This window comes from Microbacterium sp. (genome assembly GCF_039812165.1).
Taxonomy (GTDB): Bacteria; Actinomycetota; Actinomycetes; order Actinomycetales; family Microbacteriaceae; genus Microbacterium.
In genome coordinates, this window is the sequence record NZ_JBDIAB010000035.1 from 1 (window position 1) to 20200 (window position 20200).

21 protein-coding genes are annotated in these 20200 nt (G+C 72.3%); 14 read left to right on the top strand and 7 right to left on the bottom strand.

What is annotated here, in order from left to right; genetic code table 11:
- The coding region (gene efeB / locus WML84_RS04925; RefSeq protein WP_347345028.1) for an iron uptake transporter deferrochelatase/peroxidase subunit at nucleotides 1–1240 on the top strand (1240 nt) is incomplete at its 5' end.
- Nucleotides 1241–1365: 125 nt separating this feature from the next.
- Nucleotides 1366–2772, top strand: a complete 1407-nt coding sequence (gene sthA, locus WML84_RS04930) for a Si-specific NAD(P)(+) transhydrogenase (protein ID WP_347345029.1) — start codon at nucleotides 1366–1368, stop codon at nucleotides 2770–2772.
- Nucleotides 2773–2805: 33 nt separating this feature from the next.
- Here sthA and WML84_RS04935 read toward each other — a convergent pair whose 3' ends face one another.
- A complete protein-coding gene (locus WML84_RS04935; RefSeq protein ID WP_347345046.1) occupies nucleotides 2806–3942 on the bottom strand; it encodes an acyltransferase family protein in 1137 nt (378 codons plus the stop codon).
- 179 nt (nucleotides 3943–4121) lie between these two features.
- Between WML84_RS04935 and WML84_RS04940 the strand changes: the two genes are divergently transcribed.
- Both WML84_RS04940 and WML84_RS04945 read left to right on the top strand, forming a co-directional pair.
- Nucleotides 4122–5306: an LLM class flavin-dependent oxidoreductase gene (locus WML84_RS04940; protein WP_347345047.1), complete on the top strand. Its 1185-nt coding sequence runs from the start codon at nucleotides 4122–4124 to the stop codon at nucleotides 5304–5306.
- The gene (locus WML84_RS04945; protein WP_347345030.1) at nucleotides 5303–5959 is read left to right on the top strand and encodes an FMN reductase; all 657 of its coding nucleotides are present in this window, start codon (nucleotides 5303–5305) and stop codon (nucleotides 5957–5959) included. Before WML84_RS04940 ends, WML84_RS04945 begins: the two co-directional genes overlap by 4 nt.
- A 211-nt stretch (nucleotides 5960–6170) precedes the next feature.
- Here the strand turns inward: WML84_RS04945 and WML84_RS04950 are convergent, their stop codons facing one another.
- Together WML84_RS04950 and WML84_RS04955 are read right to left on the bottom strand one after the other, a co-directional pair.
- Nucleotides 6171–6326 (bottom strand): hypothetical protein, encoded by a 156-nt coding sequence (locus tag WML84_RS04950; RefSeq protein ID WP_347345031.1) that lies wholly within the window; start codon nucleotides 6324–6326, stop codon nucleotides 6171–6173.
- A gap of 15 nt (nucleotides 6327–6341) precedes the next feature.
- Nucleotides 6342–6524 (bottom strand): DUF5302 domain-containing protein, encoded by a 183-nt coding sequence (locus WML84_RS04955; protein WP_347345032.1) that lies wholly within the window; start codon nucleotides 6522–6524, stop codon nucleotides 6342–6344.
- Between the two features lie 345 nt (nucleotides 6525–6869).
- On the opposite strand from WML84_RS04955, the gene WML84_RS04960 reads away from it, so the two are divergent.
- From WML84_RS04960 to WML84_RS04970, 3 genes are all read left to right on the top strand, one after another.
- Nucleotides 6870–9119: a polyribonucleotide nucleotidyltransferase gene (locus WML84_RS04960; RefSeq protein WP_347345033.1), complete on the top strand. Its 2250-nt coding sequence runs from the start codon at nucleotides 6870–6872 to the stop codon at nucleotides 9117–9119.
- 244 nt (nucleotides 9120–9363) lie between these two features.
- Entirely contained in the window at nucleotides 9364–10362 is a 999-nt protein-coding gene (locus tag WML84_RS04965; protein WP_347345048.1) for an aldo/keto reductase, read from the top strand.
- A gap of 70 nt (nucleotides 10363–10432) precedes the next feature.
- Entirely contained in the window at nucleotides 10433–11032 is a 600-nt protein-coding gene (locus WML84_RS04970; protein WP_347345034.1) for a histidine phosphatase family protein, read from the top strand.
- Between the two features lie 35 nt (nucleotides 11033–11067).
- On the opposite strand, the gene WML84_RS04975 is transcribed toward WML84_RS04970, so the two are convergent.
- Nucleotides 11068–11535 (bottom strand): GNAT family N-acetyltransferase, encoded by a 468-nt coding sequence (locus tag WML84_RS04975; RefSeq protein ID WP_347345035.1) that lies wholly within the window; start codon nucleotides 11533–11535, stop codon nucleotides 11068–11070.
- 31 nt (nucleotides 11536–11566) lie between these two features.
- Here WML84_RS04975 and dapB point away from each other — a divergent pair, with 31 nt between their 5' ends.
- The 3 genes from dapB (at nucleotide 11567) to WML84_RS04990 (ending at nucleotide 13928) form a co-directional block, all read left to right on the top strand.
- The gene (dapB, locus tag WML84_RS04980; protein ID WP_347345036.1) at nucleotides 11567–12340 is read left to right on the top strand and encodes a 4-hydroxy-tetrahydrodipicolinate reductase; all 774 of its coding nucleotides are present in this window, start codon (nucleotides 11567–11569) and stop codon (nucleotides 12338–12340) included.
- Nucleotides 12337–12795: a hypothetical protein gene (locus WML84_RS04985; protein WP_347345037.1), complete on the top strand. Its 459-nt coding sequence runs from the start codon at nucleotides 12337–12339 to the stop codon at nucleotides 12793–12795. The genes dapB and WML84_RS04985 overlap by 4 nt, the downstream gene beginning before the upstream one ends.
- 98 nt (nucleotides 12796–12893) lie before the next feature.
- On the top strand, nucleotides 12894–13928 hold the full coding sequence (locus WML84_RS04990; protein WP_347345038.1) for an alcohol dehydrogenase catalytic domain-containing protein: 1035 nt from the start codon (nucleotides 12894–12896) through the stop codon (nucleotides 13926–13928).
- 57 nt (nucleotides 13929–13985) lie between these two features.
- Here the strand turns inward: WML84_RS04990 and WML84_RS04995 are convergent, their stop codons facing one another.
- Entirely contained in the window at nucleotides 13986–14951 is a 966-nt protein-coding gene (locus tag WML84_RS04995; protein WP_347345039.1) for a TIGR01777 family oxidoreductase, read from the bottom strand.
- A complete protein-coding gene (locus WML84_RS05000) occupies nucleotides 14944–15369 on the bottom strand; it encodes an OsmC family peroxiredoxin (protein ID WP_347345040.1) in 426 nt (141 codons plus the stop codon). Before WML84_RS05000 ends, WML84_RS04995 begins: the two co-directional genes overlap by 8 nt.
- Nucleotides 15370–15502: 133 nt before the next feature.
- Between WML84_RS05000 and WML84_RS05005 the strand changes: the two genes are divergently transcribed.
- Together WML84_RS05005 and WML84_RS05010 are read left to right on the top strand one after the other, a co-directional pair.
- Nucleotides 15503–16327 carry a thymidylate synthase gene (locus WML84_RS05005; RefSeq protein ID WP_347345041.1) on the top strand — a complete coding sequence of 275 codons (825 nt, stop codon included), beginning with the start codon at nucleotides 15503–15505 and terminating at the stop codon, nucleotides 16325–16327.
- Nucleotides 16324–16827 (top strand): dihydrofolate reductase, encoded by a 504-nt coding sequence (locus WML84_RS05010; RefSeq protein ID WP_347345042.1) that lies wholly within the window; start codon nucleotides 16324–16326, stop codon nucleotides 16825–16827. The genes WML84_RS05005 and WML84_RS05010 overlap by 4 nt, the downstream gene beginning before the upstream one ends.
- A 28-nt stretch (nucleotides 16828–16855) precedes the next feature.
- On the opposite strand, the gene WML84_RS05015 is transcribed toward WML84_RS05010, so the two are convergent.
- Nucleotides 16856–17395 (bottom strand): NUDIX hydrolase, encoded by a 540-nt coding sequence (locus tag WML84_RS05015; protein WP_347345043.1) that lies wholly within the window; start codon nucleotides 17393–17395, stop codon nucleotides 16856–16858.
- 71 nt (nucleotides 17396–17466) lie between these two features.
- On the opposite strand from WML84_RS05015, the gene dapA reads away from it, so the two are divergent.
- Nucleotides 17467–18444, top strand: a complete 978-nt coding sequence (gene dapA, locus WML84_RS05020) for a 4-hydroxy-tetrahydrodipicolinate synthase (RefSeq protein ID WP_347345044.1) — start codon at nucleotides 17467–17469, stop codon at nucleotides 18442–18444.
- A 50-nt stretch (nucleotides 18445–18494) separates the two neighbouring features.
- Nucleotides 18495–20171 (top strand): ribonuclease J, encoded by a 1677-nt coding sequence (locus WML84_RS05025; RefSeq protein ID WP_347345045.1) that lies wholly within the window; start codon nucleotides 18495–18497, stop codon nucleotides 20169–20171.
- The last annotated feature ends 29 nt before the right edge of the window (nucleotides 20172–20200 follow it).

Below are 20200 nucleotides of genomic sequence, written 5' to 3' on the forward strand. Positions count from 1 at the left end.
GTTCGGCCTTGCGGCGGGCGTCGGCGCGGCCGGCGTCGCCCTCGCCGCCGGCGCGGGCGCCGCAGCGGGCGTGGCCGTCGGGCGCTCCCGCGAGCGGGAGTCCGCGGCATCCGTGCACGACTTCTTCGGCGCCCACCAGGCGGGCATCACGACGCCGGTGCAGGACCATCTGCACTTCGCGTCGTTCGACATGATGGCCCGCACCGACCGGGCCGACCTCGTGGAGCTGCTGCAGGACTGGTCGTACGCCGCCTCGCGCATGACCCAGGGGCTCGACGTGAGCGCGTCGGGAGCCGTGGGCGGGTCGCCCGAGGCGCCGCCGGACGACACCGGCGAGGCGCTGGGGCTGTCGGCGAGCGGGCTCACGATCACGTTCGGGTTCGGGCCGACGCTGTTCGAGACGGCCGACGGGGGCGACCGCTACGGGCTCGCGGAGCGGCGTCCGCCGGGCCTGACGACCCTCCCGGCGTTCCTCGGCGACGACCTCGACCCGGGCTACACCGGCGGCGACCTGTGCATCCAGGCGTGCGCCGACGACCCGCAGGTCGCGGTGCACGCGATCCGCAACCTCAGCCGCATCGCGTTCGGCCGCGCGCGTCTGCGCTGGTCGCAGCTGGGCTTCGGGCGCACGTCGCGCACGACCGCGGGCCAGGCGACGCCGCGGAACCTCTTCGGCTTCAAGGACGGCACCGCGAACATCCTCGCCGACGACCGCGAGGCCCTCGACGCGCACGTGTGGGTCGGCGCCGGCGACGAGCCGGCGTGGATGGCGGGCGGCTCGTACCTCGTCGCGCGCAAGATCGCGATGCTCATCGAGACGTGGGACCGCGTGCGCCTGGCCGAGCAGGACACCATCATCGGCCGCGACAAGGGGGTGGGCGCCCCGCTGTCGGGCGGCGACGAGCTCACCGCGCCCGACTTCGCGGCGACGGATGCCGGGGGAGCCCTCGCGATCGACGAGAACAGCCACGTGCGGCTGGCCCATCCGGAGTTCCGCGACGGCATCCGGATCCTGCGGCGCGGGTACAACTACGTCGACGGGAACAACGCGCTGGGGCGCCTGGACGCGGGCCTGTTCTTCCTCTCGTACCAGCGCTCGCCGGAGCGGTTCGTCACGCTGCAGCGCGCGCTGTCGACCGACCTCCTGAACGAGTACATCCGCCACGTGGGGTCGGGCGTGTGGGCGGTGCCGCCGGGGGCGTCGCCCGGCTCGTACGTCGGCGCGGGCCTGCTCGCCTGAAGCGGGCGGCTCCTCGGCGCCGGTGCCGCGGCAGCGGCACGACGGGCGCCGCCGGCCGCCCCGACGTGACGCGGGAGCCGTCGCACCGATAGCGTTGCGGCGAGGGATGTCCGGGAGAGACGGGAATGGCGATGCAGCGATACGACCTGGTCGTGGTGGGAAGCGGACCGGCGGGACGCCGCGCGGCGATCCAGGCGGCGAAGCTCGGCAAGTCGGTGCTCGTGGTCGATCGCGGCCGCGAGCTCGGCGGGGTGTCGGTGCACACCGGCACGATCCCGTCGAAGACGCTGCGCGAGACGGTGCTCAACCTGTCCGGCTGGCGCGAGCGCGGCTTCTACGGCCGCGGCTACCGCGTGAAGCAGGAGATCGGCATCGGCGACCTCGTGCGGCGCCTGCACAAGACGCTCGACCACGAGGTCGAGGTGCTGTCGCACCAGTTCATGCGCAACGGCGTGCGGCACATCCGCGCCACCGGCAAGTTCGTGGCCCCCGACACGCTCGCCCTGACGACCGACCACGGCGAGCACAGCGAGGTGGGGTTCGACAACGCCCTCATCGCGGTGGGCACGCGTCCGCACCGGCCGAACAACGTGCCGTTCGACGGCGAGCACGTCTTCGACAGCGACGAGATCCTCGAGCTCGGCCGCCTGCCCCGCACGCTCACCGTCATCGGCGGCGGGGTCATCGGCGTGGAGTACGCGACGATCTTCTCCGCCCTCGACGTGCCGGTCACGCTCATCGAGCCGCGTCGCAGCATCCTCGACTTCGTCGACCGCGAGGTCGTCGACGACTTCCTGCACCAGATGCGCGATCGCGGCATGCAGGTGCGTCTCGGCTCGGCGGTCGCCGGCATCGCGGTCGTCGACGGCCACACCGAGGTCACGACCGACGACGGGCGCGTGGTCCGCAGCGAGATGGTGCTCTACGCCGCGGGCCGCGCGGGCAACGTCGGCGGACTGGGGCTCGAGGCCATCGGCATCGAGGCCGACTCGCGAGGCCGCGTCAAGGTCGACCCCGACACGTTCGAGACCTCGGTGCCGCACATCTACGCGGCCGGCGACGTGATCGGGTTCCCGAGCCTCGCATCCACCTCGATGGAGCAGGGGCGCGTCGCGGCGTGCCACGCGTTCGGCGTGCCGCTGCCCCCGGCCCCGGCGAGCTTCCCGTACGGCATCTACGCCGTGCCCGAGATCTCGACGGTCGGGCTCTCGGAGGAGCAGGCGCGCACGAGCGGCGCGGCCTACGAGATCGGCATCGCACGGTTCCGCGAGACCTCGCGCGGTCACATCATGGGCGTCGACACGGGGTTCCTCAAGCTCGTCTTCGACCGCGACAGCCGGCGCCTGCTCGGCGCGCACATCATCGGCGAGGGGGCGACCGAGCTCATCCACATCGGTCAGGCCGTCATCAACCTCGGCGGCACCGTGGACTTCTTCGTGAACAACACGTTCAACTACCCCACGCTCGCCGAGGCGTACAAGATCGCGGGGCTCGACGCCTGGAACCGGATGGGCGTCGTCGCCGACGGCTGACGGTCGTCGCGTCCGCGCGCGTCGGGATGCCGCTCAGGAGCCGGATGCCGCGGGCCGCTGCGACCCGGTGGGATCCTGCTTGCGGCCCTCCCGGCGCGCGAGCGTCGGGTCGGCGAACAGCCACGCCGGGCGAGGCTCGACGATGGGCCGGAAGATCCGCCGCACGGGCGCCGATCCGAGCGCCAGGGCCAGCGGCACCGATCCGACGACGATGATCGGCAGCCACAGCCAGTCGGGCGTCAGGCCGGCGATGATCCCGTACTCGCGCAGGGGGTAGAGCACGAAGGTGTGCAGCAGGTAGATGTACATCGTGTACGTGCCGAAGCGCGTCCACCAGTACGTGCCGAGCGGGACGAGCGCGAGGAACGCGGCGGTGAGCACGAGTGCGACCGCCATGAGCACGAGCCGGATGCCGCCCGCCCACCACTCGGTGCCGCCGAGGTCGCCGTAGGGGTCGCGGTAGAACATCCAGGTGCCCAGGCGCGCGGCGCGCCACGTGTCGCTGAACGTCCACGCGACCACGGCGGCGACCACGAAGACCGCGATCGCGCCCGCGATGACCGCCCACGAGCGGCGGCGCAGCAGCCCGAGCCGGTCGACGACGTCGTGCTCGCGCAGCCACCAGCCCAGCGTGAAGAAGGGGAGGAGGCCCAGCGCGCGGGCGAGCGAGAAGGTCGAGTCGAGGTTGGGCAGGTAGCCGACCGCGACCGAGATCACGACGGTCCACAGCAGCGGCCACTTCAGCAGGGCCAGGTAGGGCAGCACGAGCCGGAAGATCGCGAGGGCGAGCAGGAACCACAGCGTCCACGAGGGCTTCGTGAGGTTCGGGTCGCCGCGTCCGGTGAGCGCCCATTCGATGAGGCCCCACAGCGCGTCGAAGATCACGTAGGGGATGACGATGTCGGTGAGGACGCGCGCCATCTGCGGGGCGTTCGGGGCGCCCGACTTGGAGAAGTAGCCCGAGATGATCGCGAACGCGGGCATGTGGAAGGCGTAGACGAGCAGGTAGACGCCGTACGCGGCATCCGACTCGCCGGTCTGGCGCTGGATGGCGTGGCCGATCACGACCAGCACGATGCACGCGAACCGCGCGTTGTCCCAGAACGGGGTGCGTTGGCGCGCGGGGCGCGCCGGCGGGGTCGGCGCATCGGCCGCGGTGCCTCGTTGCATGTCGCTCATAGCCCGGCCAGACTATCGGTCGGACCGTCGCCGGGGGAGCCCTCCCCGCGGCGCGGGAATACTCGACGAGCTCCCGCGTTGCACCAGATACATTCATTTGCATGAAAACGGATGCCGCGGCGTCCGGGAACCAGGAAGCGAACGTGAGCGACACCACCAGCTGGCCGGGGATGCAGTTCGGCATCTTCTCGGTGAGCGACATCACCCAGGACCCCACCACCGGCGAGACGCCCACCGAGGCGGAGCGCATCCGGGCGACCCTGACGATCGCCAAGCACGCCGACGAGGTCGGACTCGACGTCTTCGCGCTCGGCGAGCACCACAACCCGCCCTTCTGGTCGTCGTCGCCCACGACGACGCTCGCCGCCATCGCGGCGCAGACCGAGCGGCTCATCCTCTCGACCGCGACGACCCTCATCACGACCAACGACCCGGTCAAGGTCGCCGAGGACTTCGCGATGCTCCAGCACGTGTCGGGCGGGCGCGCCGACCTCATGCTCGGCCGCGGCAACACCGGACCGGTCTATCCGTGGTTCGGCAAGGACATCCGTCAGGGACTGCCGCTGGCGGTGGAGAACTACGCGCTGCTGCACCGGCTGTGGCGCGAGGACGTCGTGGACTGGGAGGGCCGCTTCCGCACGCCCCTGCAGGGCTTCACGTCCACGCCGCGGCCGCTCGACGACGTGCCGCCGTTCGTGTGGCACGGCTCGATCCGCACGCCCGAGATCGCCGAGCAGGCCGCCTACTACGGCGACGGCTTCTTCGCGAACAACATCTTCTGGCCGAAGGAGCACTACCAGCGCCTGGTCACGCTGTACCGCCAGCGCTTCGCGCACTACGGCCACGGCGCGCCCGAGCAGGCCATCGTGGGCCTCGGCGGCCAGGTGTTCATGCGGGCGAGCTCGCAGGACGCCGTCCGCGAGTTCCGCCCCTACTTCGACAACGCGCCGGTGTACGGCCACGGGCCGTCGCTCGAGGACTTCAGCGAGCTGACGCCGCTCACGGTGGGCTCGCCGCAGCAGGTGATCGACCGGTACGCCTCGATGCGCGACACGTTCGGCGACTACCAGCGCCAGCTGTTCCTGATCGACCACGCGGGCCTGCCGCTGAAGACCGTGCTCGAGCAGCTCGACATCCTCGGCGGCGAGGTCGTGCCGGTGCTGCGTCGCGAGCTGGCCGCGGACCGGCCCGCCGACGTCCCGGACGCCCCGACCCACGCGAACCTGGTCGCGAAGAAGTACGGCGCGGCGCCGGCGCGCCAGCCCCGGCCTGGGGCCAACCGCGGCGACAACCTCACCGACGGGACGCCGTATCGGGACGGCGCGGCCGAGACGCTCGCGGGAGGCGCCCGATGAGCGCCGCGACGAGCGAGCGCCGCATCGCGGTCATCGCGGCCGGCCTCTCCAACCCGTCGTCGACGCGCATGCTGGCCGACCGGTTGTCGGCGGCGACCGTCGCCGCGCTCGCCGAGCAGGGGATCACGGCATCCGTCGACGTGTTCGAGCTGCGCGACCACGCGCACGACGTCACGAACAACCTGCTGACCGGGTTCGCCGCCCCGGCGCTCGAGTCGATGGTCAACGCGGTCGTCTCGGCCGACGCGCTGATCGCGGTCACGCCGATCTTCTCGACGAGCTACTCGGGGCTGTTCAAGAGCTTCATCGACATCGTCGACCCCGACGCGCTGACCGGGATGCCGGTGCTGATCGGCGCGAACGCCGGCACCGCACGGCACTCGCTCGCGATCGACTACGCCATCCGGCCGCTGTTCGCGTACCTCCACGCCGAGCCCGTGCCCACGGGCGTGTTCGCCGCGTCGAGCGACTGGGGCGCCGGAGCCGACGAGGTCGCGCCGCTGGGCTCGCGCATCGAGCGCGGCGCCCGCGAGCTCGCCGAGGCGATCGCCCGGCGCGACGTCGCCGAGGTCACCGACCCGTACGACCCCGCCCACTACCTGGGCGAGGGTCGCTCGTTCGGGCACCTCCTCGGCGGGCTCGCCGACGAGTAGTCGCGCCCGCCGCACGAGCTCGGCGGGGCGTGCCCGGCATCCTGCCCCGCACGGACGTCGCAGAATCGCGCGAGCTTCGCAGGTATCTCGGCAGAACCTGCGAAGTCCGTGCAAAAGTGCGACATCGGTGCGGGGATGCCGGTGGCCCGAACCCTCTGCCTGCGCCGAACGCGGCACCGCCGGCAGGATCGAGCCGGCCGGCCGCGTCGTGTCAGTCGGCGCCCTCCGGGGGCAGGTCCGCGTCGTCGTCGCCGGCGAGGATCCCCTCGTCGATCTCGGCCGCGTCGAGGTCCGGCGCGTCGCCGCTCAGGTCGGGCAGCGCGTCGGCCTCGCGCGAGATGTCGTCGAAGGTCGGCTCGAACACCATCGTGTGCTCCCTCGGTCAGCCGCTCTTGCGGCGGAACTCGCGCTTGGTCATGGCGCCGTGCGTGCCGTGGACGGCGGAGTCGCCGTCGAGGTGCGCCTCGCCCTCGCGGTGCTGTGCGTTCTTCCTGTCGAGCGCCGCCTTGAACTTGGCCTTCATGTCGTCGGACGCCGCTCCCGCGGGCTTCTCGTCGGTACTCATGTCCTCCACCATAGGGCGGCGGCACGCGTGCTCCTAGGGGCGGCGGCGCGCCGCGGCGGCGCTGGTAGACTCGGGAGGGTTGCCGTCCGGCATCCATCGTGAGCATGCGCTCACACGGAGCAGGCCCGGCAGGAAGCTGGTCCCCTGTGGTGGGTTCCCCGTCGTCGTTCGCCGGGTGATCTTCTACTGGTGGCCAGCGCAGGCGCAATCGCGGCTCTTTCTCCGCGCGCCCATATCTGTCCGATGCTGCTCCTTCGTACGAGCTCGTGCGCGAGACGCGCGTGCGAGCCTAAACAGGCCCTCCCCGGGCAGGGGATGGTTACGAAACAAGGAGAGTGAGACCTCTTGGAAGGTCCTGAGATCACCGCCGCCGAAGCCGTCCTCGACAACGGCCGTTTCGGCACCCGTACCGTCCGGTTCGAGACCGGACGCCTCGCGCAGCAGGCGCAGGGCGCCGTCGCCGCGTACCTCGACGAGGAGACGATGCTGCTGTCCGCCACGAGCGCGGGCAAGCACCCCCGTGAGGGCTTCGACTTCTTCCCGCTGACCGTCGACGTCGAGGAGCGCTCGTACGCCGCGGGCAAGATCCCCGGCTCGTTCTTCCGTCGCGAGGGCCGCCCCTCGACCGACGCGATCCTCGTGTGCCGCCTCATCGACCGGCCGCTGCGCCCGTCGTTCGTGTCGGGCCTGCGCAACGAGGTCCAGATCGTCGTCACCGTGCTCTCGATCGCGCCGGGCGAGTTCTACGACGCGCTCGCGATCAACGCGGCGTCGCTGTCGACCCAGATCTCCGGCCTGCCGTTCTCCGGCCCGATCGCGGGCGTGCGCCTCGCGCTCATGCCCGGTCACGGCGAGAACGCCGACCAGTGGATCGCGTTCCCGACCGCCGCGCAGCTCGAGGACGCCGTCTTCGACCTGATCGTCGCCGGTCGTGTCGTGACGGATGCCGCGGGCTCCGACGACGTCGCGATCATGATGGTCGAGGCCGAGGCGACCGAGGGCAGCTGGAACCTCATCAAGGGCGGGGCCACCAAGCCCAGCGAGCAGGTCGTCGCCGAGGGCCTGGAGGCGGCCAAGCCGTTCATCCGCGAGCTCGTCGCGGCCCAGAACGTCGTCGCGAACACCGCCGCGAAGGAGATCCAGGAGTACCCGGTCTTCCCCCAGTACAGCGAGCAGGTCTTCGACTTCGTGTCGTCGCGCGCGTACGACCGCCTCGTGCCGATCTACCAGATCGCCGACAAGCAGGAGCGCCAGAACGCCGACGACGCGCTGAAGGACGAGGTCAAGGCCGAGCTCCTCGCCGCCGTCGAGACGGGCGAGCTGCCCGCCGTCGCGACGCTCGAGTTCTCCGCCGCCTACAAGTCGGTGACGAAGAAGATCGTGCGCGGCCGCATCCTCACCGATGGCGTCCGCATCGACGGCCGGGGACTTGCCGACATCCGTCCGCTCGACGCCGAGGTGCAGGTCATCCCGCGCGTGCACGGCTCCGCGATCTTCCAGCGCGGCGAGACCCAGATCCTCGGGGTCACGACGCTCAACATGCTCAAGATGGAGCAGCAGATCGACTCGCTGTCGCCCACGACGAGCAAGCGCTACATGCACCACTACAACTTCCCGCCCTACTCGACCGGTGAGACCGGCCGCGTCGGGTCGCCGAAGCGTCGCGAGATCGGGCACGGCTTCCTCGCCGAGCGCGCGCTCGTGCCGGTGCTGCCCAGCCGCGAGGAGTTCCCCTACGCGATCCGTCAGGTGTCCGAGGCGCTCGGCTCCAACGGCTCGACGTCGATGGGCTCGGTGTGCGCGTCGACCCTGTCGCTGCTGAACGCCGGCGTGCCGCTGCGCGCCCCGGTCGCCGGCATCGCGATGGGCCTCGTGTCCGACGAGGTCGACGGCGAGACCCGCTACGCGGCGCTCACCGACATCCTCGGCGCCGAGGACGCCCTCGGCGACATGGACTTCAAGGTCGCCGGCACGAGCGAGTTCGTCACCGCGATCCAGCTCGACACCAAGCTCGACGGCATCCCGTCGTCGGTGCTGACCGCCGCGCTGCAGCAGGCCCGCGAGGCGCGCCTGACGATCCTCGGCGTGCTGAACGCCGCGATCGACGGCCCCGACGAGATGGCCGCCACGGCTCCGCGCGTGATCAGCGTGCAGATCCCGGTCGACAAGATCGGCGAGCTGATCGGCCCGAAGGGCAAGACGATCAACGCGATCCAGGATGAGACCGGCGCGCAGATCTCGATCGAGGAGGACGGCACCGTCTACATCGGCGCGACCGACGGCCCTTCGGCCGAGGCCGCCCGCGCGCAGGTGAACGCGATCGCCAACCCCACCAACCCGGAGGTCGGCGAGCAGTTCCTCGGCACGGTCGTGAAGATCGCGACGTTCGGCGCGTTCATCTCGCTGCTCCCCGGCAAGGACGGCCTGCTGCACGTCAGCGAGGTCCGCAAGCTCGCCGGCGGCAAGCGCGTCGAGAACGTCGACGACGTCCTCGGCGTCGGCCAGAAGCTGCTCGTCCGCATCACCAAGATCGACGACCGCGGCAAGCTCTCGCTCGAGCCCGTCCTCGAAGAGGCCGCGGCCGTCGAGGCCTGAGCCCGTCATCGCACGAACGGATGCCCGCTCCCCGCTGTGGGGGCGGGCATCCGCCGTTCCGTGATCAAACCGTTATCCAATGGTTACCGCCAGGCCGTGGCGGTGACCGAAAGCGGCAACCGGCTGCCCTACCCTCGAAGCACGTGCCCTCGGGTGCGACATCACGGGATCCTGATCCGGCCTGATCCAGGGGAGACGTGAGGGGTGGCAGATGGAATTGTTCGGCGCCGACACGGCGACGACGATGCGTGCCACGACGACCTCCTCCTCCGCGATCCATCCCTCCGCCCCCATCCCCGTGCAGGGGCCTCCGCTCGGAGACGGCGTGCGCGTCACGCTGGGTGAGACGGGACTGCGCGTCTTCCCGATCATGCTCGGCGGCGCGGAGTTCGGCTGGCACGTCGACGCGGACGCCTCGCAGGAGATCCTCGACGCGTATCGCGAGCTCGGCGGCAACGCGGTCTACACCTCCGACGGCTACGCCAGCGGCCGCAGCGAGCACATCATCGGCCAGTGGGCGCACTCGCGCGGCATCCGCGACGAGGTCGTGCTGGGCGTGCGCGTCGGCAACCATCCCGACAACCCCGGTCTGGGGCCGGTCAACCTCATCCGGGCCGTCGAGGCCTCGCTCACGCGCCTGCGCACCGACCGCATCGACGTGCTGTACCTCGACGCGACGACCGACACGATCACGCCGCTCGAGGACGTGCTGGCCACCGTGGAGTGGCTCGTCGAGAGCGGCAAGGTCCGTGCGGTCGGCGGCTACGGGTTCTCGGCGCCGCAGCTCGTCGAGGCGCGCATCCTCGCCTCCGCCGGCTACCCGCGCCTGACCGTGCTCGACGTGCCGTACAACGTGCTCAGCCGCGGCGCCTTCGAGGGCGACACGCGCCTGGTCGCCACCGCGCAGGGCATCGCGGTCACCCCGTCGCGCGCGCTCGCGCACGGCTATCTGTCCGGGCGGCACCGCTCGCGGGCCCAGGTGGGCGCGTCGGTGCGCGGCATCCAGCTCGCCGCGAACATGAACCGCCGCGGTGCGCGCACGCTCCGCGCGCTCGACGCGGTCGGCGCCGAGCTGGGCGTGCCCACGGCGGCGGTCGCGGTCGCCTGGCTGCTCGCGCAGCGCGGCGTCACGGCGCCGGTCGTGAACGCGTTCACCGTCGCGCACGTGCGCGACATCGTCCCGGCGGTGGGCGTGCGGCTGAGCCGCGTGCAGCTGGCCGAGATCGCCCGCGCCGCCGACTGAAGCGGCTCCGGCGGGTGCCGGTGACGTAGTGTGGAGGCAGCCACAAGGCCCCCTACGGAGGGAGTTGGGCGTGACGCACTACCTGTACCTCGTCCGGCACGGAGAGCATCTCGACGCCGAGCACGGACTCGTCGACGGTCCGCTGTCGCCGCGAGGGCGCAGGCAGGCGGCGCTCCTGGCCGACCGGCTGTCGGGTGTGCCGTTCGACGCCGTGTGGCACTCGCCGCTCGAGCGCGCAGAGGAGACGGCGCGCGCGGTCGCCGAGCGGCTGCCGTCGGTCGCCCCGCAGCCGACGTCGCTGCTGTTCGACTGCGTGCCCACGGGCATGACCGACGACACGCCGGGCATCTACGAGGCGTTCTTCGGCGCCTACACCGAGGCCGACATCGAGGCGGGGTCGGCGCAGATGGCGGATGCCGTCGCCGAGTTCCTCGTGCGCAAGCCCGACGCCCACGAGCTGCTCATCACCCACAACTTCGTGATCGGCTGGTTCGTGCGCGAGGTGCTGGGCGCCGCGCCGTGGCGCTGGCTGACGATCAACCAGGCCCACTGCGGCCTCACGGTGCTCGCGCAGCGGCCCGGCCGCCCGTGGTCGCTCGTGTCGCACAACGACCTCGCGCACCTGCCGTTCGAGCTGCGCACGGGGCTGCCCGGCTTCCCGCCGATCTGACCGCCGCCGCCGCGCCCTCCGGCGGGGGAGTCGCGTCAGGGGAGCGGCTTGCCGTACCAGCGCGTGGCGTTCGGGTTGTCGTTGTAGGGCTCGATCTCGGCGAACCCCGCGCGCGCGTACAGGCCGCCGGCGGCCTCGAGCGTGTGGTGCGTGTCGAGCACGAGCTCCGCGCCATGCCACTCCCGCGCGCGGCTCTCGAGTCCGTCGAGCAGCAGCCGGCCCCAGCCGCGACCGCGGGACTCGGGTCGCAGGTAGAGGTGCTTGACCTCGTAGCGGCGCCCGAGGGGCCCGTCGGCGACGAGGCGGATGCCGCCGCATCCGACCGCGCGGCCCTCGTGCTCGACCACGAGGAACACGCCGGCCGGCGGCTCGAACGCCGCCGGGTCGGGGAACACCGTCGTGTACGCGCCGCCGGGGAAGGTCCCGGCCCGCAGCGCGAAGTACTCCGCGAGCAGCTCGTGGGCGCCCGGATCGTCGGTGCGCACCGCCCGCAGCCTCGTCATGACGTCGAGGGTAACCCGTAGGCTGGAGCATATGACGACACGCGTGGCCATCGTCGGGGGCACCGGCAAGCTCGGCAGCATCATCCGCGACGTGGTGGCAGGCACCGAGGGCTTCGAGGTCGTGGCGGTGCTCGGCTCGGCCAGCGACCTGGGCGAGATCGAGGGCGCCGACCTGGTGGTCGACGCCTCGACCCCGGCGGTGTCGGTCGACGTCGTGCGCGCCAGCATCGAGCGCGGCATCAACATCCTCGTCGGCACGTCGGGCTGGTCGATGGAGCGCATCGCCCTCGTGCGGCCGCTCGTCGACGCCGCCGGCACCGGCGCCGTGTTCATCCCGAACTTCTCGCTCGGCTCCGTCGTCGCGAGCGCGCTCGCCGCCGCGGCCGCACCGTTCTTCCCCTCGATCGAGATCGTCGAGGCGCACCGCGAGACCAAGGTCGACTCGCCGAGCGGCACCGCGGTGCGCACCGCCGAGCTGATCGCCGCGGCCCGCTCCGAGGCGGGCCCGGTGGAGTCGCCGCACGTCGACCAGCGAGCCCGCGGGCAGCAGGTCGCGAGCGTGCCGATCCACTCGCTCCGCCGCCCGGGCGTGATCGCCCGCCAGGACACGATCCTCTCCGGCCCCGGCGAGTCGGTCACCATCACCCACGACACGGCCGACCCGGCGCGCGCGTACGCGCCCGGCATCCGCGTCGCCCTCGCCGCCGCGCGCGACGTCCGCGGCGTGGTCGTGGGGCTCGACAGCCTCATCGACCTGCGCCTCGGGGCCTCCGCGGGGGCGGACGCCGCGACCGAGGGCGCATGAGCGCACGCGTCGGCGTCGGGGTCGTCGCGGCGCTGCTCGTCGTCTACCTCGTGCTGGTGGCCCAGCGCGCCTGGCTGCTGGTGTCGTCCGGAGAGCCGGTCGGGGTCGCGATGGGCGTCGCCCTCGTCGTGCTGCCGGTGCTCGCCGCGTGGGCGCTGTGGCGCGAGCTCTCGTTCGGCTTCCGGTCGTCGCGGCTCGCGAGGCTGCTCGAGGCGGAGGGCGGCATGCCCGCCGACGACGTCGCGGTGCGGCCGAGCGGACGCGCCGTGCGGGCCGACGCCGACGCGCTCTTCCCCTCGTACCGCGCCGAGGTCGAGGCGCACCCCGAGGACTGGCGCGCGTGGTTCCGCCTCGGCCTCGCCCACGACGGCGCCGGCGATCGGCGTCGCGCGCGGGCGGCGGTGCGGCAGGCGATCGCCCTCGAGGCCGCCGAGCGCCGGCGGACCGCGCGCTGACGCGGCGGGACGCCCCCCGGCTAGGCTGAGCGCGTCATCCGCGTGCGATGGACAGGAACACCGACAGCACCGTCGCACCTCGTCAGTCAGGAGCGTCCATGCGCACGGTCACCTACGTCAGCGACAACACGGTCGAGATCGTCGACAAGCCCGTCCCCGAGATCCGGCCCGACGAGGTGCTCGTGAAGATCGCCGGCGCCGGCCTCTGCCACTCCGACCTGCACCTCATCGCGATGGGCGACGACAATCCGCTCATCGGCGGCACGCTGGGTCACGAGGGCGCCGGCCACGTCCACGAGGTCGGCTCGGCGGTGACGACCTGGAAGGTGGGCGACCCGGTGCTCGTCTCCCTCGTGCTCAGCTGCGGCGAATGCCGGGAGTGCCTCGCCGGCCGCGACAGCCAGTGCCTCGTCGCGAGCCCGCGCGGCGCGCTCGCCCCCGCCGCCCCCGGCATCGGCACGCCCGGCAACATGGCCGAGTACATCGCGGTCAAGTCGCACCACCTCGACCCTCTCTACGACCTCGACCCGGTCGACGCGGCGCCGCTCGCCGACGCGGCGCTCACCCCCATGCACGCGATCAACTCGGTGCGCGACCGCCTCACCGGCGACGCCACGGTCGTGGTCATCGGCATCGGCGGCCTCGGCCACATGGGCCTGCAGATCATCGCGGCGACCTCCGGCTCGCGCATCATCGCCGTCGACACCGATCCCGAGAAGCTGACCTACGCGGAGGCCCACGGCGCGCTCGCGGTGCCCAGCGGCAAGGACGCCGCCGCGCGCATCCTCGAGGAGACCGGCGGTCGCGGCGCCGACGTCGTGATCGACTTCGTCGGCGTGCAGCCGACCGTCGACCTCTCCGTGGCGGTCATCGCCCAGGGCGGCGCGATCCGCTTCGTGGGCCTCGGCGGCGGCGGCTTCGAGTACGTCGCGGGCATCGTCGAGCTGCCGTGGGGCGTCAACATCGAGCGCCCCTACGGCGGCAACCGCTCCGACCAGCGCGAGGCGCTCGCGCTCGCCCGCGCGGGCAAGATCCACGTCGAGGTCACCCGCTACCCGCTCGACGACGCGAAGCGCGCGTTCGACGACCTCCACCACGGCAGGATCCAGGGGCGCATCGTCCTCGTCCCGTGATCTCGGCTCGGCGTCCGTCCGGGGTCCGGCCCGACCGGCCGGCCGCCGGGGCGGACGTCACGCGGCCGGGAGCGCGGCGGCGACGGCGTCCTCGACGGTCGGGTGAGTGAACTCGAAGCCGGATGCCTGCAGCACCGCCGGCACGACGTGCATGTCGCTCGTGAGGATCGCCTCGGTGGCGTCGCGGCCGAGCACGAGGCGCATGCCCCACTCCGGGGCGCGCAGCAGGTAGGGCCGGTTGAGCCTGCGCGCGACGGCGAAGCCGAGGTCGTTCGCGGTGGCCCGCGTGGGACCGGACAGGTTCACCGGGCCGTCGACGTCCGCGGCCATGACGTGGCGGATCGCGCGGATCTCGTCGTCGAGGCCGATCCACGGCCACGCCTGCGTGCCGCGCCCGATCGGCCCCGAGAGCCCGAGGCGCGTGAGGAGGACGAGCGGGGCGAGCACCCCGCCCGGATGCGTGATCGGCGCCGTCCGCAGGTGGACGACGCGCGCCGCCGGCCCTGCGCCGCGGGCGGCCGTCTCCCACTCGCCGCACAGGTCGGCGAGGAACGTCTCTCCGCGCGGCGACCGCTCGGTCAGCTCGCCGGCCCCGTCGGTGGGGTAGTAGCCGACCGCGGAGGCGCCCACGAACGTCGGAGACCCGCCGGCCGCGCGCACCGCGGCGGCGAGGGTCTGGGTCGGGGTGAGGCGCGACCACACCAGCTCGCGCTTGTAGCGCGCGGTCCACGGGAAGCGGCCGAGGCTCGCGCCGTTGAGGCACACGACGCTCGACGCGCCGTCCACGACGGCGGGATCGAGCGGCTCGCCCGGCGTCCAGGGGCGGTCGTCGACGAGCTCGGCGTCGTCGGCCGCCGGCTCCCCGGAGCCGGCGGCCGGGCCGGGGCCGTCGGCATCCGGCCGTCGCCGCACCAGGCGGACGACCGAGATGCCGTCGCCGACGAGCGAGGCCACGAGCGCCCGACCGATGAGCCCGGACGCGCCGGCGATGACGACGCGTCCGGGCGGGGGAGTGTCAGGCAAGCGTCGCCTCGAGCGTGATCTCGATGCCCGCGAGAGCGGCCGAGACCGGGCAGCCGGTCTTCGCCTCGCCGGCGATGCGCGCGAAGTCCTCGGCCGACAGGCCCGGGACGACGGCGTTGACGTTCAGATGCGACCCGGTGATCCCGGTGCCGGGGATGAAGGTGACGGATGCCGTGGTCTCCACGCTCTCCGGCGGGGTGCCGTTCTCGGCGAGCGCGTGCGACAGCGCCATGCTGAAGCACGAGGAGTGCGCGGCGGCGATGAGCTCCTCGGGCGTCGTGACCGACGTGGAGCCCTCGCTGCGCGCCTTCCAGTTGACCGCGAACGGGCCCTGGTTGGAGCTCTCCAGCGCGATCTCGCCGGAGCCGTCGACCAGGCTCCCCTTCCAGGTCGTGCTGGCTTCGCTCGTGACGCTCATGGTGTTCCTCCTCGACGGGTGCGGGGGCGGACTGCCCCTGCGTCGAGCTTAGGCCGGGCCGCCGACGGGGGGAACGGCCCGGACGCGACCGGGATCGGTCCGGCGCGACCGGCGACCGGCCGGGGCCGCGGCGGTGGCGGGTATCGTGGCATCCGTGACGATCGCCACCCCGTACGAGGATCTCCTGCGCGACGTGCTCGCGCACGGCACGCACAAGTCCGATCGCACCGGCACGGGCACGACGAGCGTCTTCGGCCGCCAGGTGCGCTTCGACCTGTCGCAGGGCTTTCCCCTGATCACGACCAAGCGCGTGCACTTCAAGTCGGTCGCGTACGAGCTGCTGTGGTTTCTGCGCGGCGACTCGAACGTGCGCTGGCTGCAGGAGCGCGGCGTCACGATCTGGGACGAGTGGGCCGATGCCGAGGGCGACCTCGGGCCGGTCTACGGCGTGCAGTGGCGCTCGTGGCCGACTCCGGACGGCGGGCGCATCGACCAGCTCGCCGAGGTGATCGAGCAGATCCGCGCGAACCCCGACTCGCGCCGGCTCATCGTGTCGGCGTGGAACCCCGCCGACATCCCCGACATGGCGCTCGCGCCGTGCCACGCGCTGTTCCAGTTCTACGTCGCCGACGGTCGGCTGAGCTGCCAGCTGTACCAGCGCAGCGCCGACCTGTTCCTCGGCGTGCCGTTCAACATCGCCTCGTACGCCCTCCTCACCCTCATGGTGGCGCAGCAGACCGGGCTCGAGCCGGGCGACTTCGTGTGGACCGGCGGCGACTGCCACATCTACGACAACCACGTCGAGCAGGTGCGCGAGCAGCTCACGCGCGAGCCGTATCCGTATCCGACGCTGCGTCTCGCGCGCAAGCCCGACTCGATCCTCGACTACGAGTACGACGACCTCGTCGTGGAGGACTACCGGCACCACCCGGCCATCCGCGCCGCCGTCGCGGTATGACCGCGCGGGTCGGCCTGATCTGGGCCGAGGCGCACGGAGGCGTCATCGGCGCCGCCGGCGGCATGCCGTGGCACGTGCCCGAGGACATGGCGCGCTTCCGCGCCGCGACGACGGGCGCACCGGTCGTGATGGGTCGGCGCACGTGGGAGTCGTTCCCCGACCGGTTCCGGCCGCTGCCGGGCCGACGCAACATCGTCGTGACGCGCGACGACGGGTGGTCTGCGCCGGGGGCCGAGCGTGCGGCATCCCTCGACGCCGCGCTCGACCTCGCCGGGGAGGGGCGACCGGACACGATCTGGGTGATCGGCGGCGGACAGCTGTACCGCGCGGCGATCGGCCGGGCCGACGTCCTCGAGGTCACCGAGCTCGACCTCGACGTCGCCGGCGACACGACGGCGCCCGACACCGACGGGTGGCGCGTCGCGGCGTCGGATCCGGATGCCGGGTGGCATACGTCGCGCACCGGCATCCGCTACCGCTTCCTGCGCTACGAGCGCTGACGGCCCCACCGGAGCCGCTCGAGAGGCCTCAGCGGAACCGCTCGAGGTGGATGCCCGCGTAGGCGAGCGCGGCGATGGTCTCGCCGTCGGTGACGCGGCCGTCGGCCACCATCGCGACCGCCTCGGCGAACGGCACCCAGACCACGTCCGAGATGCCCTCCTCGAGCCGCGCGCGGGCGCCGTCCTGCGTGCGCAGCAGCCCGCGGGCGAGGTACACGTGCTCGGGCGCGATCGCCACGCCGTTCAGCGCGTTCATCGTGCCCAGGAGCGTCCACTCCGACGCCGTGAACCCGGTCTCCTCGCGCAGCTCCCGCTTCGCGGCGACCAGCGGGTCCTCGCCGTCGGTGCCGCCCGCGGGCACCTCGAGCCCGCCGCCGGTCGTGTAGCGCTCCAGCCTGATCAGGCAGATCCGTGCCCGCGCGTCCATCGCCACGACGAACACGGCCGGGTGGCGCATCGTCACCACGCCGTAGACGCCGTCGCCGGCGGGCCCGGTGACCTCGTCCTCGCGCACGGAGATCCAGCGGTTCGCGTACACGGTCCGGGAGCTTCGGGTGTGCCAGGCCATGGTGCGAGCGTACCCGCGGCGACGCGCGGGCCCGCAGTCGGACGGGAGACGGAACCGATACGCTGGAGGGCATGACGCACACGGGGAACCCCTTCGGACAGGTCCTGGTTGCGCTCGTCACGCCGATGACGGCCGACGGCGAGGTCGACTGGCCCGCCACCGAGAGGCACATCGACGACGTCATCACGGCCGGCGCCGACGGCATCGTCGTGACGGGCACGACGGGCGAGACGAGCACGCTGACGGATGCCGAGAAGCTCCGGCTCGTCGAGGTCGGCAAGTCCGTCGCGGGGGGCCGCGCGAAGATCATCACCGGCGGCGGGTCGAACGAGACCGCCCACGCGATCGAGCTCTACAAGGCGAGCGAGAAGGCCGGCGCCGACGGCATCATGATCGTCACGCCGTACTACAACAAGCCGACGCAGGCGGGCATCCTGACCCACTTCCGGCTCGTGGCCGACGCCACCGACCTGCCGGTCATCCTGTACGACATCCCGGGCCGCACCGGCGTGCCCATCACCTACGAGACGATCCTGCGCATCGCGGGGCACCCCAACGTGCTCGCGATCAAGGACGCCAAGGGCGACTTCAGCGAGGTCAGCCGCGTGCTCAACCAGACCGACCTGATGTACTTCTCCGGCGACGACGCCAACGTGCTGCCGCACCTCGCGATCGGCGCGACCGGCCTCATCGGCGTGACCGCGAACATCGCCGCGGCCCCGTACCGCGTGATCGTGGACGCCGTCAACGACAGCGACCTCGCGACCGCGACGGCCGCGCACAAGCGCCTCGAGCCGCTCGTGCGCGCCGTCATGACGCACATCCCCGGCACCGTGTCGACGAAGTACATCCTGCACGGGCTGGGCCGCATCGGGAGCCCCCGCGTGCGCCTGCCGCTCGTGGGCCCGGAGGAGGCCGAGGCCGCCGTCATCGAGGCCGAGCTGGCACTGGTCAGCGGCGTCGAGGGCGCGGACTTCTCGAACTTCCGCCCCGACCGCAACGCGGCCGCCGGCGGCGCGCTGCCGAAGGTGCACGGCACCACCCGCTAGCTTCCGTCCCATTCGACCGCGGACGCCTCGGCGTCCCGAGGAGGCACGAGATGCCCACGACCGTCTACGACCCGCCTGCCCTCGAGCCGGGCGTCCTGCGCATCACGCCGCTCGGCGGACTCGGCGAGGTCGGCCGCAACATGACCGTCTTCGAGTACGAGGGCAAGCTCCTCGTCGTCGACTGCGGCGTGCTGTTCCCCGAGGAGCACCAGCCCGGCGTCGACCTGATCCTGCCGGACTTCGAGCCGATCAAGCACCGCCTCGACGACATCGTCGGGGTCGTGCTCACCCACGGGCACGAGGACCACATCGGCGCGGTGCCGTATCTGCTCAAGCTCAAGGGCGACATCCCGCTGATCGGGTCGGGACTCACGCTCGCGCTCGTCGAGGCGAAGCTCAAGGAGCATCGCATCCGTCCCTACAGCCTCACGGTCGCCGAGGGGCAGCGCGAGCAGGTCGGCCCGTTCGACCTCGAGTTCATCGCCGTGAACCACTCGATCCCCGACGCGCTCGCGGTCGCGATCCGCACGCCCGCGGGTCTCGTGCTCGCCACCGGCGACTTCAAGATGGACCAGCTGCCGCTCGACGGCCGCCTCACCGACCTCCGCGCGTTCGCCCGCCTGGGCGAGGAGGGGGTCGACCTGTTCCTCGTCGACTCCACGAACGCCGATGTCCCCGGCTTCACGCCGCTGGAACGGGCGATCGGGCCGGTGCTCGACCAGGTGATCGCGAAGGCGCCGCGACGCGTGATCGTCGCGAGCTTCTCGAGCCACGTGCACCGCGTGCAGCAGGTGCTCGACGCCGCGCACGCCCACGGGCGCCGCCTGGCCTTCCTCGGGCGCAGCATGGTGCGCAACATGGGCATCGCCGAGGAGCTCGGCTACCTGAACGTGCCCGAGGGGGTGCTGATCGACTACCGCAAGGCGAAGGATCTGCCCGACGACCAGATCGTCTACATGTCCACCGGGTCGCAGGGCGAGCCGATGGCCGTGCTCTCGCGCATGGCGAACCTCGACCACGCGATCGAGCCGGGTCCGGGCGACACCGTGATCCTGGCATCCAGCCTCATCCCGGGCAACGAGAACGCCGTCTACCGCGTGATCGACGGGCTCACCAAGCTCGGCGCCAACGTCGTGCACAAGGGCAACGCGAAGGTGCACGTCTCCGGCCACGCCGCGGCGGGTGAGCTCCTGTACTGCTACAACATCCTCAAGCCCCGCAACGTCCTCCCGGTCCACGGCGAGTACCGCCACCTCATCGCCAACGCGCGACTGGCACAGGACACCGGCATCCCCGCCGACCGCACGATCGTCGGCGAGAACGGCACGGTCATCGACCTCGCCGACGGCGTCGCGCGCGTGGTCGGCCAGCTCGACCTCGGGTTCGTCTACGTCGACGGGTCGACCGTCGGCGAGATCACCGACGCCGACCTCAAGGACCGCCGCATCCTCGGCGAGGAGGGCTTCATCTCGGTGATCGTCGTCGTGGATGCCGCGACCGGCCGCATCATCACCGGCCCCGAGATCCACGCCCGCGGGTTCGCCGAGGACGACGCGGTGTTCGAGAGCGTCAAGCCGAAGATCGCCGCCGCGCTCGCCGAGGCCGCGCAGTCGGGCGTCCGCGACCCGCACGCGCTGTCGCAGGTCGTGCGCCGCACGATCGGCCGCTGGGTCAACCAGTCGCTGCGCCGCCGCCCGATGATCGTGCCGCTCGTCATCGAGGCCTGACCCGGTCCTGCCGCCCCGCCCCGGGTCGC

Bases quoted from the DNA above. Each gene is read 5' to 3' on its own strand.
- dapA (WP_347345044.1), top strand. From the start codon at position 17,467: ATGACGCACACGGGGAACCCCTTCGGACAGGTCCTGGTTGCGCTCGTC.
- WML84_RS04990 (WP_347345038.1), top strand. From the start codon at position 12,894: ATGCGCACGGTCACCTACGTCAGCGACAACACGGTCGAGATCGTCGAC.
- WML84_RS05025 (WP_347345045.1), top strand. From the start codon at position 18,495: ATGCCCACGACCGTCTACGACCCGCCTGCCCTCGAGCCGGGCGTCCTG.
- WML84_RS05010 (WP_347345042.1), top strand. From the start codon at position 16,324: ATGACCGCGCGGGTCGGCCTGATCTGGGCCGAGGCGCACGGAGGCGTC.
- WML84_RS05015 (WP_347345043.1), bottom strand. From the start codon at position 17,395: ATGGCCTGGCACACCCGAAGCTCCCGGACCGTGTACGCGAACCGCTGG.
- WML84_RS04940 (WP_347345047.1), top strand. From the start codon at position 4,122: ATGCAGTTCGGCATCTTCTCGGTGAGCGACATCACCCAGGACCCCACC.
- WML84_RS04935 (WP_347345046.1), bottom strand. From the start codon at position 3,942: ATGCAACGAGGCACCGCGGCCGATGCGCCGACCCCGCCGGCGCGCCCC.
- WML84_RS04975 (WP_347345035.1), bottom strand. From the start codon at position 11,535: ATGACGAGGCTGCGGGCGGTGCGCACCGACGATCCGGGCGCCCACGAG.
- WML84_RS04950 (WP_347345031.1), bottom strand. From the start codon at position 6,326: ATGGTGTTCGAGCCGACCTTCGACGACATCTCGCGCGAGGCCGACGCG.
- dapB (WP_347345036.1), top strand. From the start codon at position 11,567: ATGACGACACGCGTGGCCATCGTCGGGGGCACCGGCAAGCTCGGCAGC.
- WML84_RS04985 (WP_347345037.1), top strand. From the start codon at position 12,337: ATGAGCGCACGCGTCGGCGTCGGGGTCGTCGCGGCGCTGCTCGTCGTC.
- sthA (WP_347345029.1), top strand. From the start codon at position 1,366: ATGGCGATGCAGCGATACGACCTGGTCGTGGTGGGAAGCGGACCGGCG.
- WML84_RS05000 (WP_347345040.1), bottom strand. From the start codon at position 15,369: ATGAGCGTCACGAGCGAAGCCAGCACGACCTGGAAGGGGAGCCTGGTC.
- WML84_RS04945 (WP_347345030.1), top strand. From the start codon at position 5,303: ATGAGCGCCGCGACGAGCGAGCGCCGCATCGCGGTCATCGCGGCCGGC.
- WML84_RS04965 (WP_347345048.1), top strand. From the start codon at position 9,364: ATGCGTGCCACGACGACCTCCTCCTCCGCGATCCATCCCTCCGCCCCC.
- WML84_RS04955 (WP_347345032.1), bottom strand. From the start codon at position 6,524: ATGAGTACCGACGAGAAGCCCGCGGGAGCGGCGTCCGACGACATGAAG.